The sequence below is a fragment of the Culturomica sp. genome (assembly GCF_003524185.1).
In the GTDB taxonomy this organism is placed as follows: Bacteria; Bacteroidota; Bacteroidia; order Bacteroidales; family Marinifilaceae; genus Culturomica; species Culturomica massiliensis.
The window spans coordinates 1-18,873 of sequence record NZ_DOED01000034.1 but is presented as its reverse complement, the minus strand read 5'-3'; the positions used below and the strand labels follow the sequence as shown (position 1 = coordinate 18,873).

General features: G+C 42.2%; 13 protein-coding genes. 5 read left to right on the top strand and 8 right to left on the bottom strand.

The annotated features are described in order from the left end of the window. Positions 1-17: 17 nt before the first annotated feature. Positions 18-2,396 (bottom strand): glycoside hydrolase 5 family protein, encoded by a 2,379-nt coding sequence (locus DD657_RS12185; RefSeq protein ID WP_287050032.1) that lies wholly within the window; start codon positions 2,394-2,396, stop codon positions 18-20. A gap of 554 nt (positions 2,397-2,950) precedes the next feature. Here DD657_RS12185 and DD657_RS12180 point away from each other — a divergent pair. Next, positions 2,951-3,271 (top strand): YbjQ family protein, encoded by a 321-nt coding sequence (locus DD657_RS12180; RefSeq protein WP_021989179.1) that lies wholly within the window; start codon positions 2,951-2,953, stop codon positions 3,269-3,271. 156 nt (positions 3,272-3,427) lie between these two features. On the opposite strand, the gene DD657_RS12175 is transcribed toward DD657_RS12180, so the two are convergent. The 3 genes from DD657_RS12175 to DD657_RS12165 all read right to left on the bottom strand — a co-directional run bounded on the left by DD657_RS12175 (position 3,428) and on the right by DD657_RS12165 (position 8,725). Further along, on the bottom strand, positions 3,428-3,838 hold the full coding sequence (locus tag DD657_RS12175; RefSeq protein WP_021989178.1) for a pyridoxamine 5'-phosphate oxidase family protein: 411 nt from the start codon (positions 3,836-3,838) through the stop codon (positions 3,428-3,430). 73 nt (positions 3,839-3,911) lie between these two features. After that, positions 3,912-4,727, bottom strand: a complete 816-nt coding sequence (locus tag DD657_RS12170) for a helix-turn-helix transcriptional regulator (protein WP_021989177.1) — start codon at positions 4,725-4,727, stop codon at positions 3,912-3,914. A 65-nt stretch (positions 4,728-4,792) separates the two neighbouring features. Next, positions 4,793-8,725: a hybrid sensor histidine kinase/response regulator transcription factor gene (locus DD657_RS12165; protein WP_287050031.1), complete on the bottom strand. Its 3,933-nt coding sequence runs from the start codon at positions 8,723-8,725 to the stop codon at positions 4,793-4,795. 140 nt (positions 8,726-8,865) lie between these two features. On the opposite strand from DD657_RS12165, the gene DD657_RS12160 reads away from it, so the two are divergent. Continuing rightward, the gene (locus tag DD657_RS12160) at positions 8,866-9,144 is read left to right on the top strand and encodes a GNAT family N-acetyltransferase (RefSeq protein WP_021989174.1); all 279 of its coding nucleotides are present in this window, start codon (positions 8,866-8,868) and stop codon (positions 9,142-9,144) included. 9 nt (positions 9,145-9,153) lie between these two features. Here the strand turns inward: DD657_RS12160 and DD657_RS12155 are convergent, their stop codons facing one another. The 3 genes from DD657_RS12155 to DD657_RS12145 all read right to left on the bottom strand — a co-directional run bounded on the left by DD657_RS12155 (position 9,154) and on the right by DD657_RS12145 (position 12,145). Then, complete coding sequence (locus DD657_RS12155) at positions 9,154-10,050, bottom strand: DUF2156 domain-containing protein (RefSeq protein WP_287050030.1); 897 nt, start codon at positions 10,048-10,050, stop codon at positions 9,154-9,156. 125 nt (positions 10,051-10,175) lie between these two features. After that, complete coding sequence (locus DD657_RS12150) at positions 10,176-11,336, bottom strand: glycosyltransferase family protein (RefSeq protein WP_287050029.1); 1,161 nt, start codon at positions 11,334-11,336, stop codon at positions 10,176-10,178. A 23-nt stretch (positions 11,337-11,359) separates the two neighbouring features. After that, a complete protein-coding gene (locus DD657_RS12145) occupies positions 11,360-12,145 on the bottom strand; it encodes a UDP-2,3-diacylglucosamine diphosphatase (protein WP_068690912.1) in 786 nt (261 codons plus the stop codon). Between the two features lie 344 nt (positions 12,146-12,489). Between DD657_RS12145 and DD657_RS12140 the strand changes: the two genes are divergently transcribed. Next, positions 12,490-12,897, top strand: a complete 408-nt coding sequence (locus DD657_RS12140; RefSeq protein ID WP_021989170.1) for a DUF2721 domain-containing protein — start codon at positions 12,490-12,492, stop codon at positions 12,895-12,897. Between the two features lie 225 nt (positions 12,898-13,122). Then, positions 13,123-15,492 carry an ABC transporter permease gene (locus DD657_RS12135; protein WP_287050028.1) on the top strand — a complete coding sequence of 790 codons (2,370 nt, stop codon included), beginning with the start codon at positions 13,123-13,125 and terminating at the stop codon, positions 15,490-15,492. 7 nt (positions 15,493-15,499) lie between these two features. Here DD657_RS12135 and DD657_RS12130 read toward each other — a convergent pair whose 3' ends face one another. After that, positions 15,500-16,450: a tetratricopeptide repeat protein gene (locus tag DD657_RS12130; protein WP_287050027.1), complete on the bottom strand. Its 951-nt coding sequence runs from the start codon at positions 16,448-16,450 to the stop codon at positions 15,500-15,502. 211 nt (positions 16,451-16,661) lie between these two features. On the opposite strand from DD657_RS12130, the gene DD657_RS12125 reads away from it, so the two are divergent. Further along, positions 16,662-18,773 (top strand): M3 family metallopeptidase, encoded by a 2,112-nt coding sequence (locus tag DD657_RS12125; RefSeq protein ID WP_287050026.1) that lies wholly within the window; start codon positions 16,662-16,664, stop codon positions 18,771-18,773. Positions 18,774-18,873: the final 100 nt, after the last annotated feature.

Below are 18,873 nucleotides of genomic sequence, written 5' to 3'. Positions count from 1 at the left end.
ACACAGGGACTGTATTTTTATTTTCCCAACGAGATTTTTTGAATGACGACATCCCCTTTTTTCAAAACAAATCGCACGGAAGTGATTTCTTCTGCCCGAATGCCCGGCCTGTCGGACCGGATGCCTCCCCGGAAAGAAATACCGGGATAGAGTTCCTTTACCGGACGAATTTCTGTCGTTTTGAAGTCAGATAATGCAATTGTTGTTTTTCCGTTTTGCAGGGTTGTCTCTGCACACCAGAGGAAACCGTCCCGGTCGAGTAGTTCTAAACATGCTTCTGCCGGTTTTTCTGTGATGATTGCTTCTATTGTCATTTGATTCAACGGACGGGGAGCAAAGAGGGCGTCTGTAACTAAGGCTGCTTCGCCCCGGTAATCGGTTGTTTCTGTTTTCATGCCGATACCTTCCGGCAGGTAGGCGAACCGGATTCCGGGTTGCCATACCAATTCCACGGATTCCGGTTTGTTTTGTGCATCCAGCAGTATGGCTGGCGTGCTGGAAGTTATAATATTGCTGTGATAATCGTTTTTACAATAGTCGTTCCAGGCTCCCGGTTTTACGTCGCAATTGCCCGGAAAAATCCGGTTTCCTTTGCCGGTGTATACGCCGATGCGATAGCGGAAAATACCATGACGAAGGAAAGATGACGGAAGTTTGGCCGTATAGGTAAAACCGGATTGTTGTTGCATGACGGTTTTAAATGATTCGCCGTACCACATTGTGCCGTAGAGTACGACACTGTCTATTTTTGCAGGGGAAACAATATCGGCCGTGACGGTTGCCGGGGTGCTTGCGTTCCATTCGGCCGCCGGAGTATGAAATACGGCTGTTTCTTTTACATCATCCTCGATTACCGGGTATGGCGTATCGTTTGTGATGTTTTGCAGTTTGCCCTCCTTTTGTAATAAATAGATACCCGGACGTATGTCGAATTGTGTGTGTATATCCGGCAGGCAAATCTGCATTTGGCGGGTATTCGATTGAGCTAATGCAATTTTGCGGTTCAGAGAGTTGTGCCGGCTATAGGGATCGGTTGTTTCGGTGATGTCCGGGTAAATTTCGATTCGCCAGTTGCCGTCTGTTTGTTTATCTAAAAAATAGGCTCCGCTGCCGTTATATTTTACGATGGGTGAACTGCCGTGACCGGCGATATGGCGTAATCGTTCGGGAGCAACCGGGAGGTCTTCGGTTGTATTTGAATAACAAAACAGAGTGTCGCGGTTCAATACAGAAAGGTCGTCGATATAGCTGACGTTGAAGTCGGCAAAGCGGTTGTTTTCCGGGTAATCGCCGAAATTTTTTCCCCGGGGTAAGCTGCGGAAGACTTCTGCGGCAATACGCAGGGAGATCGCTTTTGCCGGTGTATATACCAGGTTTATCCAATGGGTTTGGTAATCTGTGTTGTAAGCGGCCATTGCCAGCGGATCATAAGCGAATTGGGTTGCCCATTGGAAACCGGCTTCCCGGAAGGAACGTGCCATTGCCGGATAGATGTAGGAGCCGTCGATGTCCGCGGCATCAAATTCGTAGATGAAACGGGCCTTTCCACGAGTGTCATAAGGCAGGTTGTAATGGGAGACGGTCGGCAGAAAGTTTTCGTGACGTTTTTTTCCGCCTACCAGTCCGGAAGGATACCATTGTCCGGAGACACCGTCGATCCGGGCGGTAGTTACAGCTTGCGACCGTTCCGGATTTTGTGTGATATTGTATACGATGGGCTTGCGGCAACCGGCGGTGCGTACGGCTTTTGCCAGTCTGTCGATATAGGCTGTTACTGTTTTATCCGGTACGTTGGCTGTATGATCCGGTTCGTTATTCAATTCTACGGCTACTATTGCCGGATCGTTTTTATAGGAATAACCTGTATAAGGGTTCTGATGGTTCATCAGAGCTTTCAGGTAACGTTCCTGGGCTGCGATACTTTTTTCGTCTACGGTAGCCTGTTGCTTGGTTACTTGATTGGAAAAGCCGGGCAAGGTTTTATCGTCTTCTTCCGGCCATCCGTTTCCCCAGAATGCGATAGCCGTCACTAACGTTTGCACTCCGTACTGAGCAAATCGGGCGATGGTGTAATCCAGCAGGTCGAGGTGATCGTTTTCCAGTAGATTACCTTCTCCGTCACTGATTTCCACATCCCATACATGTATCCGGAAAGCGTTGATTCCCAGTCGGGTCATGTGATATATATCCCGGTCGATAGCTGTTTTACGGTCTGTATCCAATATACCGTGACTCCGGTAGCCGTGGGCAAAAGGCATGCAATAGTTGAAGCCGAAAAAGGCGGCTTCTTTTCCTTGCGGGTCACGCAGGATTCCTTGCGTATCTATTTTGTAATTTTGTCCGGCTACAGCCAGTTGTAATACGCATAAAATGGGTATGATCAGTTTTTTTAACATGATATGATATTATTTAGCCGTTTATCCAATGACATCACCAAGAATGTCCGATAACGTTTGCAATTTTAGATAATCCTTTTTAGTCTTTCTGTCACATATTGAACAAAGACTAACACAAATTAGACACTATTCGCAAACGTTTGATTATTAAATATTTTCAAACGGGCAAAAATATAAAAACAGAAGGTAATGAAAAGGTTTTTGCGTTATTTTGAAGTCCGTTGATTTTTCTTTCAGCCCAAGGTTTGTGTGGATATATATTTTGTGGGATACTTGTGTTTTGCCTGGTATTCCGGATAAAATGAAGGAAGTCACGGCTTGTTTTTGAAAGTAGTTTATTGATGTAATATATGTTTCAGGGAATCTGTAGAAAAATTGTATTTCAGGATATTTTTTATAAATTTGAGATTGTATGAGAAAATACGGTAGGCCGATCGACTTATTAAATTTTACGTTTAATTTTTAATCTGCTTAATTGGAGTTTCTCATGACGTTTAAATATTTCGGCTAATTATGAGGGAGTACTTATTTGTATTTCAAATTAATTTAAAATTATGTTATTAACTACGACACCTGTTATCGAAGGAAAACGAATAATTAATTATTATGGTATTGTGACCGGTGAAACCATTATCGGCGCGAATGTATTCCGGGATCTGTTTGCCAGTATCCGGGATATTGTCGGCGGACGGTCGAAGGCTTATGAAGAAGTGCTGCAACAGGCAAAAGATATAGCTTTGAAGGAGATGGGAGAGCAGGCTGCCCGTTTGGGGGCGAATGCCGTGATCGGTGTAGATCTGGATTATGAAACCATCAATGGAAGCATGCTGATGGTGACCGCCAGCGGAACAGCTGTTTCCTGTCAGGATCTATAATCTTATATTTATCGGTTTGTCCGGAGGTATAAGATGTTTCTCTACGTTATCTGTAAAGTTTGAAAAATGATTTCGACCGGATAAGGTGAAGCCGGTCGAAATTTTGTGTTGCAGTCTATTTACAACTTGCCTTACAGGTGTGTACCTGCTTTTCCGTTATTTGACTTTCCTGTGGATGAAGCTGCCGTCAATCCAGAATGTAACTTCCCTGGATTTGAATTTTAATAGGATGTAATTGGGATCGGTCGGGCCTCCCGGGAAATGACTGATAAACCAGTCTTGCCAAAGTTCTTTTTTTATGGCTTCGTCTGTGATGATTTCAATTTCTCCTGTCAGGGCTACGCTGTTTCCGTTTTCGTAAAAGCATAATCCCGCTTTGGGATTTAAAGAGAAATCTTTGGTTTTCGCTGAATTTTTCCCTGTCGCCACCCAGACTACCGAAATGCCTTCGGCTTTGATTTTACTCATGGGAACCGGTCTGGGGTATCCTTCCTGGTTTACTGATGTAAGTACTACTATTTCACTGTTTTGTAATATAACCGAAGCTTTTTCGTTTAATGTCTCCATTGAATATGTGTTTATAGATTTATGGGAACAAATATATGATCGAAAAATTGAATCGTATTGTATAAAAACGACTTTATTGTTCTATATAAAGTAAAGCCGTTTCGCTTTCCGGGGGTAATGATAAGAACGAGAGCGGGGTATTGCCGGACATCTTTTTTATCTCTCTCGAAAGGTGGGGAACATCGTAGTAGCCGGTTTCAATTGCGATGGATAATAAATTGTCGAAAGTCGTTTTACGTAAAATGTCGACGGCATTCCTGAATTTTACGATTCTGCTGTATTCTTTAGGGGTATATCCGGTATATGTTTTGAATTTTCGTTCAAAATGACGTTGAGATAAACAGATGTTATCAACCAAGGTGTGGATTGAAAGTTTTCCTTTAAATGTATTTATTTGGTTGATTGCGTATGAAATCGGTTTATCGGGAACCGGCTTATATTCGTATAGCGCTTGTATAAGTCTGGTTTCGATTAAGCTTATTTGTTTTATAGTGATTTGTTGTTCGGATAATTGCTGTGTCCATGAATCGTTGAAGAAAGTGTTGATATCTCCGGCATAAAGCCTTTGATCGGTGAGTTCGTGTAGAGGCAGTTCCAAAAAGCGGAATATTCCGTAAGGCCGGAAGCGGATTCCGAGCATATGAACGGTTTTTGTATAAGTAATCAATTCAGAATACCCTGTCATCGGTCCTATGAAGTAGGTATGAAAAGGCCGCATTGTCAGGTTGCCGTTTAGGGTCTGTGGAGAATCTCCCAAAGTGAAGATAAAATCCGTACATCCGTCCGGAAGTATGTTGATACGTGTCCCTTGTTCTGGATTACCTTTGAATTCCCAGTATTTGTCGATGTAGGGAGAGAGTAAAGTGCAAGGCCGGTGTTCAGTGTACATGTCTTTATTTTTCTGTAAAATTGTATTTATGCGAATTTTGCTGAAATAGAAGAATATTGATTTTTTCAGTTTTCAGTAGGTTTGTCGTGCTTACTTGTGTTATTTTGTCTGGTAAATTCTTTGGGGCTGACACCGTATTCTTCTTTGAAGCAGCGGGTAAAATAGGAGGCGTTGGAGAATCCGACCAGGTACATGATTTCGGAAACGCTTAGTTTGTCCTGGCGTAAGAACATGGCGGCTTTTTTGAGGCGGATGCTCCGGATGTACTCGACGACACTCATCCCTGTCAATTGTTTGATTTTCCGGTATACCTGCTTGTCGTTTATGCCGCTTTTCTGACAGAGGGTGGTTACGTTCAGATCCGGATCGGAAAGGGATTCCTCGATAATATGGGTGATTTGTTTTAAAAATTGCTCGTCAGGGGAAATGAGTTCTGTGACTTGAGGGGTAATGATCTCTTTTTGGCGTGTTTTTTCGGCGATTTTCCGGGATTTGGTGATTAATTTTTCACTTAAGCGGTAAAGGTAGTTCAGGTCGAACGGTTTTGTGATAAAAGCGTCGGCGTATTCGTACGACTGTAATTCTGTCTGACTGTCGTTGCGGGCTGTGAGGATGATGACTGGGATAAATGCCGTGTTGACATTGTTTCTTAAGCTACGGCAGAGGTATTCGCCGTCGGCTTCCGGCATCATCAGATCGGTAATGATCAGTTGGGGCATGGATTTCCGGGCGATGTCCACACCCTCCTTCCCGTTGCTTGCCGTCAGGAAGCAGAAATGCTCCGATAGATTTGATGTGATGAATTCCCGGATTTCGGTATTGTCTTCTACAACCAGGACAATCGGTTTCTCTGCCGGTGTACCAATCCGATTGCCGGGGAGTCCGTCTTTGGTAAAAGCGATTGTTTTGGAGGTTGTCAAAGTGATGGTTACACAAGTTCCTTTATTTTCTTCCGATCGGATGCCGATCGTTCCTCCGTGTTGTTCTACAATTTTCCGGGCGATATCCAGGCCGATACCGCTACCTTCTTTGTTCAGGTGCTGCGAAGACTGCGATATAAAATAGCGGTCAAATACTTTCGGTAAATCGTTTGCCGGGATTCCGCAACCGTCGTCTTCTATTGAAATTGAAGCGGTATAAAATTGTTCGTCTTCTTGAACCGTAGTTACGGATAGCCGGATATGGCCCTGTGGAGAAACGAATTTGGAAGCATTCGATAATAAATTGGTCAATACCGATTCCATTTTTACCCGGTCGATGGAGAAGGTGTGCGGGATATTATCGGCAGTAAATTCGGCATTGATTCCTTTCTCCCGGAATGTGGTTTCAAATTGTGTGAATATTTCCCGGATAAATTCAGGCAGGGTTGTTTCCGATAATATCAATTCCTCGTCTTTGTTTTCGCCTTCTTTGTAATCAAGCATTTGATTGATGAGTGTATGTATCTTATCTGCGTTTTTGCGGACAATCTGCATTTGTCGCTTTTGTTCGTTGTCGGTTTCGTGCACGATTAACTGACTGATGTAACCGATAATCAGACTCAAAGGTGTCTTGAATTCATGGGATACATTGGCAAAGAAATCAAGTTTCATGCGTGTTAATTTCATCGTTTTTTCCCGTTTCACCCGTTCGATTTCCTGTCGGTGGCGTTTGTGGGTGCGGTAGATGATCCCGATGACAATGCCTGCCAGCAGCAGAATGTAAACGAGTAAAGCAATCGTTGTACGATACCAGGGCGGAAGTATTGTGATTTCGACGGATGCAGTATTGTCCATGAATGTTCCGTCGCTGTCAATATTGCCTACCTCGAACGTATACTGTCCGGGAGGTACGTTGATATAGGTGGCCCGGTTGGAGATCCCCGGTATTTCCCGCCATATATTGTCGTATCCTTTCAGACGGTAGGCATATCGTAGAAAAGCTTTGCGGTAAAGGAATGCCGAAAATTCTACGGAAAAGGAGTTTTGCCGGTAAGGTAAACGAAGTGTTTTCCTTTCAAATAATTCTTTTTGAGTTTGATCGTTGTCCGTGGAATATCCGGTAATTTGTAAACTCGGTACGGTTTCTGCTTTTAAAAGGGAGTCGGGATAAAATTCGATTACTCCGTTGGACGCTCCCAGGTACATTCGGTTTTCGGGGGCGTAATAGGTGGCACAGGAAAAGTAGGATTGTCCCAGATATACTGCATTGAGATTTCGGCGGGTGCGATTATAACAAGCAATTCCAATGTTGGTACCGAACCAGAGGTTATCGTTTTGAATTGTGATAAAACGTACCGGATCGGTAATTTTTTCCGGTTCTATTGTCCGGATTTGTTCATAAGGCTTTTTCAGGTAATTGAGTCCATTGTCCGCACCGATCCATATTTCTCCTTTATCGTCTATGGCAAGGGATTTGATAAAATTGCTGCTCAAACCGTCGGCCGGGTGCGTATAGATATTGACCTTTTGTTCAATTGTCGAAATCCGGTTGATGCCTGAGTTGTCTGTACCGGCCCATATTGCCCCGTCCGGATGCAAGGCAAGTGAATTGATAATATTTCCCGATATGGACCGGGTAGCGGTATAGCTACCGAAATGATTTTCCGCATATATGATGTCTGCGGTTGTTGACAACTGTTTTTTATCAACAACAAAGATTCCGCCTTCATAAGTTCCCAGCCATAGTTTTCCGGCTTTATCTTCGACGATGCAGTACATCCAGTTTGAGTTATAGGCTTCGTTTTTGTCCCGGATGATATAGCGGTGGATTTGTCCGCCGGCATAATCGTAGCAGTTGAGTCCGCCGTCTGTAGCTATCCAGAGCGATTGCGGGTCTTCATACAAATAGCGTACTTTGTTGTGAGACAATCCGTTTTTACCGGCTTTAAACCATTCGTATTTTCCGGTGGCCCGGTGCCAGCGGATAAGTCCGTTTGATCCTCCCAGCCATAGATTGCCGTGATTGTCCCGGTGTATGGTAAAGAGCAGGTTTTCTTCGTTACTGCCTGTAATTTCCCGGATGGAATAACTATTGTAGCTGTTGCGGGCTTGTTTTATGGATATGCCGTTGTCTGTTCCGAACCAAAGGTTGGATTCACGGTCCTTGAAAATGGTCCATACAACATCGTTTTGCAATGAATATGGGTTATCGGTACTTTTTCTTTTATAGGTAAAATCAGTCGTCCCCGGAGATTTAATATACAGTCCGTTGTCCGTCCCGATCCAAAGCGATCCGTTTTCGTCGTATAGCAGAGATTTGATCGGTGTATTGGGGAGAAACAAGGTTGATTTGCCCGTTGTCATATCCGTCCGGATTAAACCTTGTTCTGTACCCAGCCATAGGTGCCCCGGATATTCCTTGTCTCCGATCAGTGAAAGCAGCAAGTTATCTTTTAAATTTTCAGAAAAAGGCAAGGGTATCGGATTGAATTTCCCGTCTTCCCGGTAACGGCAGATGTAATTATGAGTGCCGGCATAGAGGACGGAGTCATCGGCAAGGTATCCGCAGGGGACATATTCGCCGGGGAAATAGTGAAGACTGTCTTGCCGGGAATAACGGACGATGCCTTTTTCAGTGAAGTTCAGTAAGCCTTGATTTGTACCTATCCATAAACGTTTGTTTGCATCATGAAGAATAAATTTTACGGAATAATTTTGCGTATTGAGGAGTTGCCGGATTTTGCCGGTACGGATATCGTATAGGTTGAGCCCTCTGTCTGTTCCGATGTATATCGTATCTCCGTCAGCCATCAGACAATTGATCCGGGAATGAGAAAGAGAGGTGGTATCGCCTGCCGTGTGGGTATAAGTAGTAAATCTGTAACCGTCATAGCGGGTTAGGCCTCCTTTTGTTCCGATCCAGATATAGCCTTGCGGATCCTGGGCAAAACAATATATGACCGGATCGGCCAGGCCTTGATCCGGAGTTACGGATTCGAAGTCGTCGGCATAAGGATTACCTACGCAAATATATGTCGAACAGACTGATAATAGTAGAAATAATAATTTTCTCAACATAAGTCGTTCCGCAAAAATAAAGGTTATTTTTTAAAACATAGTTCTTTGTTTTGTTTTTCACATTTATTGTCTATATTTCGCTATCATTTTCTGATGGAATTCGATAAATAAGATGGATTTATTTACTAATAACTGAAGTTATGAAATATAAGGTGGGTCATAGTCAAAAGAAAAGCCGGTTTGAGGTTGAAATACAGGGAAGTACAGCTTATCTGGAGTATGTTATTGCCGACGGCGTGATGGATATTCTGCATACGGTTGTGCCGATGGAACTGGAAGGTAAGGGAGTCGGCTCGGCATTGGTAAAACAAGCATTGGAATATGCACGGGAAAGTCATCTGAATGTAGTGCCTTCTTGTCCTTTTGCAGAAACATTCATGATTCGGCATAAAGAATATGAAGATTTATTACTTTCTTAAGTTTCTGCTTTATTCTTCAATAAGTGTAGCCCGGCATTTTTTTAATAGAAGCGCCGGGGAATATGATAGTTTGGCCTTTCTTAAACCGGGTATACCTAAATCTTCTTCCCGGTTTATATAAGTAAACTGTTCTGGGATTCTGGAAGCAAATTCCTGATTCATTACGGTGTAAGCCCCGTCAAAATTTGTATCAGCCTTTTCTATGTGTACACAGAATGTGTCGTAATTGACCGGGGCTCCGTAAGTAAAAGCTACGATTTCATTATCTACCCATAAGGCTCCCCCTAGAAGGGCCAGTGTCTCAAAGTGTTCCATGGCAAATTTCATGGCTTGTTGTTCGTATTGCAAATTGGGATCGTCCTGGCAATCGTGTTCTTCACACCATTTTGCAGCCAGGTCCAGGCAATGAGGAACAATGGCCGGAGTCAGCGGTAAATATTGATAATCGTATTTTTTACGGAAACGGTTTGCATGATTGCGTTTCGGTTGGTAGTCTTTTCCTCTGAGTGTGACTAAGTTTTCACGGATGTAAAGATAGTCGGCATGATCCCGCGGGCAATGGAATTTGAATTTTTGTTCAAAATATTTTTCAAGCTCATTTTGAAGATAAGGAGAGGAACCGAAAAACATCAGAGGCTGTTTGTTGTTTTGGGCTTCTGTATGTAGTATTTCTAACGTTTCAGCCGTATTTCCTTCTCCGAAAGGTAATGTATAAATCGAATTGCCGTCGTGATAGCGGAAGCGTATAACCAGTTGTTTACCGATCAATGTATAACTGCTTTCGTTGAGAAAATGCCAACAGCACAGGTTGCAAATGGATAAGTTGTTGTCACGGTATTCGCCGGGTAGGGTGTAGGTGGTGATTAGCTCTCTGATTTCCGGTGTGATGGGTTGAAACGTAAGCATAGCCGTATATTTATTTTTAATTTACGATTTATATTTTTCTCTTCCAGAGAAGGAATTGTAAATGTAATCTAAAATCGTCAATCTACAATTTAAAACCTGGGTATATGGTTTTGTTGCTTAAACGTTTATACTTGCACTAAGGTTTTGATGGAAAGGATAGATTTTAGTTTACCGATGCAGCGGTCGTAAAAGGGGACTTTTTTCCGGGAGTTGCTTTTGTATTTTAGGAGTGTTGCATAAATCCGTATCCCGGCCGATTGTGTCCAGGAGCGGAAAACGGGATTCGGACGATAGGAAGGCAGATAGGAAAGCAGGGTTTCCGGATCGAAACGATCAGACCGGATTCCTGCTCCGGCACGTGTTGCATCGAACGCATTGCATTCCTGCTCGATGTGTACAGGAACCATGAGTACCGGTTTTTGTAAATAAAGGGCCTCGCAGACTGATTCGAATCCGGCTGTGGTGGCAAATGCTTTACATCCGGCCATATAGTCGATAAACAGATTGTCGTCGATTCGGTGAAGGGTAAGGCCGGGTGCGATCTCCTGGGTTTCGGGAGCATTTTTCCGGTCCCAGAAAAAATGGAGAGGATAATGCGGATAGCGCCGGTGCCATTCGGCAATTTCTTCCACGTAGCCGTTATTGAGCAGATAGCCGTGAATGTAATTACCTCGTGTCGGTTTTCGGGATAGAACTTCTTCCCGTAGTAATGGCGGTACGATAATGATTCGTTTTTTAGGGTCTTCGGGGAAATTATAGAATGAGAGTGCGAGTTTGAGTGAAGAGCCGATGGCAGTTAAGCGGGTGAAAAAGCGGAGAGAGGCGAGTTGAATCCATGGTTTGCGGGGAAATACAAAGTCTTTATGAAGAAAAAGGTATTGATGACCAATGCAAACCATTGGAGTTTCAGGATGTCTGAACAGGTATGTCAGTCCTGTCATTAATTCATAAAAATTAATGACCATATCCGGTTGCAGCTCCTTGATTTTTCGGTCTATGAAACCGATACTTTGCCTGAAAGCAGGTAGTTTTTTCAGATTGAAAGCCACACTTTTCAACAGTGGTGAACGTTTGTTCAGTGGTGTCGGTAAAAAATTCGGACTTTCGAAACTGTATACAGGCGCTTTTACTTTGGTTGTGAAGAAGGAAGGTATTTCACGGCGGCTGCTTTTGCCGACAAGTATTGCAATGACCTCGTCACCTTGCTGTCTTAAGATTTGTTCTAATGTTATCGCTTGGGTAAAGTGTCCCCGGCCTTCTCCCTGAATTGTGAAAATAAAACGCATGAATCGGATATTGAATGTTGGCTCTATACGGCTATTTTTAATGTTTTTTCCTGCATTTTTTCATCTTTATTGTAATCGTATACTTCCCAACGACCGTCCGGATACTCGACGAGTGCACTGAGTGATTCTACCCAGTCACCCGAATTCAGGTAATGTACTTTTTCGTACCAGGTATCGGCGGGTTGATGGATGTGCCCGCAGATGATACCGTCAAAGTGGCGGTTTGCTGCAATCTGTACCAGTTCTTTTTCAAAATCTGAAATGTAGGATACGGCTGATTTTACTTTGTGTTTGATACGTTGGGAGAAGGAGTAGTAAGGCTTACCATGCCGGCGGCGATAGTTATTCAGTATTTTATTCAACCACAGCAGGAATGAGTAACCGTAATCACCGAGTTTCGCCAGCCAGATCATATGGGATGTGATGGTATCGAAGATATCACCGTGTGTAACATAATAGCGTTTCCCCTTAGATACATGGACATAGTCGCTGACAATAGAGATGTTGGGGAGTATTAACGGTACTAATTTGTCAAGGAAGTCATCGTGGTTTCCCCTTACATAAATAACCTGTGTCCGATGGTTTTCCATCATTTTCATGATGACTTTGATCAGATCGGTATAACTTTTTTTCCAACGGCCGAAAGGATTCTTTTGTAGTTTCCAACCGTCGATAATATCTCCGTTCAGGATAAGTTTATCGCAATCAACACTTTTTAAAAAACGAGTAAGTTCGTCTACTTTTGAATGTTCAGAACCCAAATGTACATCCGAGATAACTACTGTTGAAACTTTTAATCTGTCGTTCATAGTTCTTTTTTTACTTATACAAAATAAATCCGTTTTTATGAAGAATGCGTTAAAAATGAGAGACATATATGTTACGATTGACTGAGGCTTTATTTTGATTTACGGTTTTGCTGGCCTGCAGATTTTGCTGATTCCGCGGATTTGATTTTAGATTTTAATAGACCATATACGCTGGTCTTTAGAAGATTTTGATTTACGATTGGATGCCGGAACCGATGATTTGTTTTTTTATTTTTGAAATAAAAAATAAACAAGCTTAATTTACATACGTATATTTTAAAAAGTGGTTTTCGCCTTGCGTCTGCTTTTATGAACGTTGTTTTCTATTTAAAAAAGTTGAAATTATGGAAGATTTGACATTAACAACTCCTTCGATATTGTTCTCGGCCATATCCTTGATTATGCTGGCCTATACAAACCGCTTTCTGGCCTATGCCTCGGTGATCCGTAATTTGAAAAATGAGCATGAAAATAATCCGACACCTATCACTCAAAGACAGATCGATAATTTGAGAAAAAGGCTCTATATTACCCGTTCTATGCAAATTTTCGGAGTGATGAGTTTATTACTTTGTGTCGTGTGTACGCTTTTTATTTACGTTGGCTGGCAAATGGCTGCCGTCTATATTTTCGGAGTGGCATTATTGCTTTTGGTTATTTCACTCGGATTATCGGTGAAAGAATTGCTTATCTCTGTCAAAGCACTGGAGTTTCATTTGGACCGGGTAGATCCGGAGAAAAAAGAAAAATAATACAATGGACAGAGTCGGAAATTGAAATATTGAATCTACAGTTGAGGCTTGGATGGATATCTCTGATTGGAATATCTGTTTTGTGCATTTGTCTAATAATGAGACAATAAGTGTCTATTTCTTTTACAAGTTTAAAGGATTATGTGTATGTAATATTCTTATATACAGCAGTTTATTAAAATGGCATGTGTTTTGTTAATTTATGTATACAAATGATTCGGATGTATGAGATTGTTCACGATTATTACCCGGCAATTGTCGCGAAACAGGTTGTATATTTTTATAAACCTGATGGGATTAAGCGTTGCGATAGCAATTGGTCTCCTTGTCTATAGCTTTGTTGTAAAAGAAGTACAGACGGATGAATTCCATCGGAATGGTGAGAATATTTATCGTATATTGGGCAAGGAAAAATCTGACGATACCTATAGCAGCGAGCATTGTGGGTTGCTGGCTCCCTCGGTTTTGAGACAAATCAGCGGGATTGAGGATTTTGTTCGTATTTGGCCGCAATCAATGGAAATAAAGACGGAAGGGATGGCCGATTTTAATGCAGTAGAAACATGTTTTCATGCTGATTCTACTTTTTTCAGTGTTTTTACTTTTCCGTTGGTGCATGGGGTATTTTCTCAAAATCTGCCTTTTCGATGGGCTGTGATTTCGGAAAGAGCGGCCCAAAAATACTTTAAGGATACGGATCCTGTCGGACAAAATGTTTATGTCCGTTCGGATATGTGGTTTCCCAAGCCTATTCCTTACCAGGTGGTCGCTGTTATGCGGAATATTCCTGCCTGGTCGACATTACAAACGGATATTGTATTGGATTATCGTTATACGGAACAATTTACGGACTGGAACAATAATTTTTTGTCTCTTACTTATGTACAGTTAAGTCCGAAAAATTCCGTTCAGACGATAGAAGAGGATATTAAAAAATTTTATGCTGTCGTCCAGCCGGAAACAGAATACCAATTCAAGCTTCAATCCCTCGGTAGTGTTTATTACCACGGAGAGAATGTTGAATACAGCAGTGATTATAAAGCACCTCAGGGTTCACTGTTTCTTACCCGTTTGCTTGTCGGGATTACCTTGCTCATATTTTTTCTTTCGTCTTGTAATTACGTCATGATCAAAGTCGTACAGAGCCAACATAATTTGAGAATGTTTGCCATTCAACGTTGTTATGGTGCTGATAATAAGAGTGTATGGATTCATTTTCTGGTAGAGACAACGGTGTATTTCGTGCTTTCGGGAATTATCGGAATTTGTTTAGCCAGGTGGCTTTTTCCGGCTTTTCAGGAAGTAATTACACCGGGATTTCACTATCCTTTCCCGTTCAGTGTCGCAAGTGTTTTTTGCTTTATTGGCATATTATGTGTATTTATTGTTTTTATTAGCGTTTCTTTGAGTTATTATTTTCTGAATAGGTTAAATACCGGTGGAATAAAAGAATCTGTTGATAAGAAAGTTTCCGTATTTGATTTGCGGAAGGTTTTGGCTTTTGTTTCCGTTGCCATATTTTCTTTATTGTTTGTTACGGCTACGATTGTCAATCGACAAATCGGTTTTCTTAAAAACAAAGATTTAGGCTACAGTGTCGAAAATGTATTGAGTGTCTCCGGTAGTAATGAAGTTATCAAAGCTACGTTATCGGGTAATCCGGATATTTTGTCCGTAACCTCGGGGAGCACTCCCTTGCCTATGGAAGAGCCTTCTTTTTTAAAATTGACCTGTCAGTTTGATAACGGACTTATGCCGGAAAAAGCCGAAATTATCAGTGGAGATGCTGATTATTTAAGTACTTACCGGATACAGTTGCTGGAAGGTAAAAACTTCGATCCGGCAACAGATCCGCAAAATACAGGGGTTATTCCTTTGCTTGTCAATCAGCAATTTGTTCGAAAATCCGGACTGAAACAGGCTGTTGGTACCCTATTCAGGGGCAGGACTTTTGACGATGAGCCGTTTTCAAATTTTAAAATCATCGGTATTGTTAAAGATTTTTATGCTCATCCCTTGTATAAAGAGATTGATCCTTTAGTGATCAGTTATAGTAAAGGCTCTTATAGCCATGGATTTATGAACAATGATATAACGACAATTTGTTATATGCCGTTGAAAAAAACGGAAGTGTTCCAATTTTTGCATGAAAATAATCTTACCTGCTATTATGTGTACGATTATGCACGACTTTATGGGAAAGAAGAAGCTTTTATGCGTTTGATCAATATCGTAGCCGTGATCGCTATATTTATCGGGGGGCTCGGTATATTTGCCTTTTCCGTGTTTTTTGTCGCCAGCCGCAAGAAGGAGGTGGCTCTGCGGAAGATCAACGGTGGTACGGAATGGGCTATTCAAAGACAACTTAACCGGGATTTTGTGGTGTTGACATTGTGGGCTTGCCTTTTTAGTATTCCGTTAGGGTATTATCTCATCAGCTCCTGGTTGGAAAAATTCGCTTGCCGGATTGAACTGAATTGGTATTTTTTCATCCTGGTAGCACTCTGCTGTTTGACCTTTGTCTGTCTTGTCGTTACCTGGCAAATCCGAAAAATAGTAACCCTAAATCCCGTAGAGTGTTTGAAGGAGTTGTAAAATTGCTTTATAAAGGCCGGTTGGCGTACATGTCATTGAAGTTAACAGGTTGTTTTTCAATTTCATCGTTTTCCTCGGACAGTTCGGCACCGGTTTGGAGGTCTTCCTGTGCTCCTTCCATGTCGCCTTTCAATTCTTTTGCCCGGCCTCTGGCGGTGTAGGCTCGTCCGAAATCAGGTTTGTTTTCAATCGCTTCGTCAAAATGCCGGATTGTTTCGTCGATCAGATGCCGGTCCAGCAAAATACGTCCGGTTTCCAGATAGGCCTGTTCGTGGAAAGGATTTAATTCCACGACAGTGGCATAATCTTGTAAAGCAGCTTCTGTATTTCCAAGTGCTTCATAGATCGCAGCTCTTTGCAGGTAAGTACTTTCTTCTTCGGATGAAATGGAAATGGCTGTATTTGTGTCGTTTAAGGCGTTTTCATATTCTTTGAGTTCCATCCAAATGGAAGAACGTAATAGAAATAATTCCATGAAGTCACTTTTGATACCGGCTGCTTTATTCAGATCATCAATTGCTTCTTGCTGTTGTTGCATCATTTGCCGGGCTTTTGCCATGAAAAAATAAGCTCTGAATTCTGCCGGGTTTTTGCTAAGTACATATTCGCAGTCAGCGATAACGGCTTCCGGTTGTTGTTCCCGGAGATATAGCTGGGCCCGGTTTAAGAATGTATCTGTGTGTTCCGGATCAATTTTTACCATCCGGGTGTATATATCGATGGCTTCTGTCGTATCGTTTTCCTGAATATAAACCAGTGCCAGGTAATTCAAGGTTTCAAATTCTTCCCGGATGGCAAGGGCTTCGTTAAAACAACGGATGGCATAGCCTGTTTTACCGATTTTCATCGCTTTTAATCCATCATATTTGAGAATATCGAAATTCCGTTCTTGGTTTTTGTCCTGAGCCTCTTCCGGTTGTTCTGCCTCACGACCGAAAAGTGATTTGAAAATACCCATTATTGTTCACTATTTTGTTTATTTTCAGAGTCGAAAAAAGGAATCGGATTATCGGAATGAATTGCATGAAAACCGCTAAACCTTTTGTACACTCATTTATATAAACGGCAAAATAACAAAAAGCTGATTAAAAAAGCAAGTGTATATGAAGGAAGTCGTTGCCCGATTTGTTATCTTTATCCCCGGTGAATTTTAAATTAAACGTTGATATATGAAAAGAATGTTAATTATGGCGGGACTTGTTATGGTATTAGGAGCCTGTAACAGCCCCGGAAAAGATGCTAAGTCATCGGAAAATCCTTTTTTTGCGGAGTATACGACTCCGTTCGGAGTCCCTCCTTTTGATAAGATTAAAATAGAGCATTATAAACCGGCTTTTCTGAAAGGAATGGAAGAACAGAAGCAGGAAATTGATGCTTTATTGAATCAGCGTTCAATGCCTGATTTTGAAAATACCATTGTAGCTTTGGATCAGAGTGGACGCTTGTTAAGTAAAGTCAGTTCTGTATTTTATGGTTTAAATAGTGCCAATACTTCGGAAGAAATGCAGGCATTGAGTAAAGAGTTGGCTCCGCTGTTGTCGAAGCACCGGGACGATATTAAACTGAATCCGCGCTTGTTTGCTCGGGTAAAAGAGGTGTATGAACGTCAGAAAGATTTCAATTTGGATAAAGAACAGACGGCTTTATTGGAAGATACGTATAAAAGTTTTGTGCGTGGCGGGGCTAATCTTTCTCCGGAAAAACAAGAGAGGCTGAGAGCATTGAACAGTGAAATTTCATTGTTGCAACTGACGTTCGGGCAGAATATGCTGAAAGAGACGAATGCCTTTCAATTGGTTATCGACAATCAGGAAGATTTGGCCGGTTTACCGGCTTCTCTGATTGCAACTGCTGCTGATGCAGCGAAGGTGGCAGGCTTGGAAGGAAAGTGGGTGTTTACTTTGCACAATCCCAGCATTATGCCTTTTTTGCAATTTTCAGAACGGAGACCGTTGAGGGAGAAAATTTTCAAGGCTTATATAAATCGGGGAAATAACAACAATGAATCTGATAATAAAGAAGTTGTAAAGAAATTAGTAAGTCTTCGTCTGGAAAAAGCGAAATTGATGGGGTATGACGATTACGCTGCTTTTGTATTGGAGGACCGGATGGCTAAAAATGAGGCGAATGTTTACCGTTTGCTGAATCAGGTTTGGGAACCGGCTTTGCGTAAAGCGAAGGAAGAGGCCGGCGATTTGAAAGTTGCAATGAAAAAAGAGGGGGTAAAAGACGAGCTGCAAGGTTGGGACTGGCGTTATTACAATGAGAAGGTCATGAAGGAAAAGTTTGATATCGATGAAAATCAGCTTCGGCCTTATCTTAAATTGGAAAATGTACGGGAAGGGATGTTTTATGTTGCCAATAAACTGTACGGTATTACTTTTACGGAATTGAAAGATATGCCTAAACCGCATGAGGAAGCTATTGCTTTCGAATGTAAAGATACCGACGGTACGCATCTGGGCGTTTTGTATATGGATTACTTTCCGCGTGCCAGTAAGCGGGGCGGAGCCTGGTGTGGTACATATCGTTCCCAGACTTATAAAGATTCCGTGCGTGTTGCACCGGTTGTGACGATTGTTTGTAATTTCACAAAACCTTCGGGAGGCCAACCGGCTTTGTTAAGTCCTGATGAAGCTTCGACGATGTTTCATGAGTTCGGTCATGCCTTACATAACCTGTTTAAAGATGTTCATTATTACGGAGTTTCGGGTGTACCGCGTGATTTCGTGGAATTACCTTCTCAGATAATGGAACATTGGGCATTTGAGCCGGAGGTGTTGAATGTATATGCTAAACATTATCAGACCGGAGAAATGATGCCGAAGGAATTGATCGGGAAACTTGAAAAGAGTGGGAAGTACGGACAAGGGTTTGCAACGGCAGAATATGTTCAGGCTTCTGTTCTGGATATGGATTATCATGTATTGAAGGAGATGCCGGCAGATTTTGATGTAGAAAAATTTGAAGCCGCCAGCATGAAACGCTTGGGTGCATTGAGTCAGATTCCGCCCCGTTACCGGACCACTTATTTCAATCATACGATGGGAGGTGGCTATACGGCTGGTTATTATAGCTATATGTGGGCAGAAGTTCTGGATGCAGATGCTTATCAGGCTTTTGTCGAGACTGGCAATATCTTTGATCCGGAGACAGCCGCTAAGTTCAGAAAATATGTCCTTACACCCGGTGGTATTGACGATGCGATGGTTATGTATACCAATTTCCGTGGAGCAGAACCGGGTGTAGAGCCTTTGCTGAAGAACAGAGGATTGAAGTAAAGGAGAAGAACAATCGATTTGCGGTTTTGATTGAATTCTGTAGCACCCGGGGACGGGGATAAAGTGCTATTTGACTTTTATAGCACTTTATCCCCGTCCC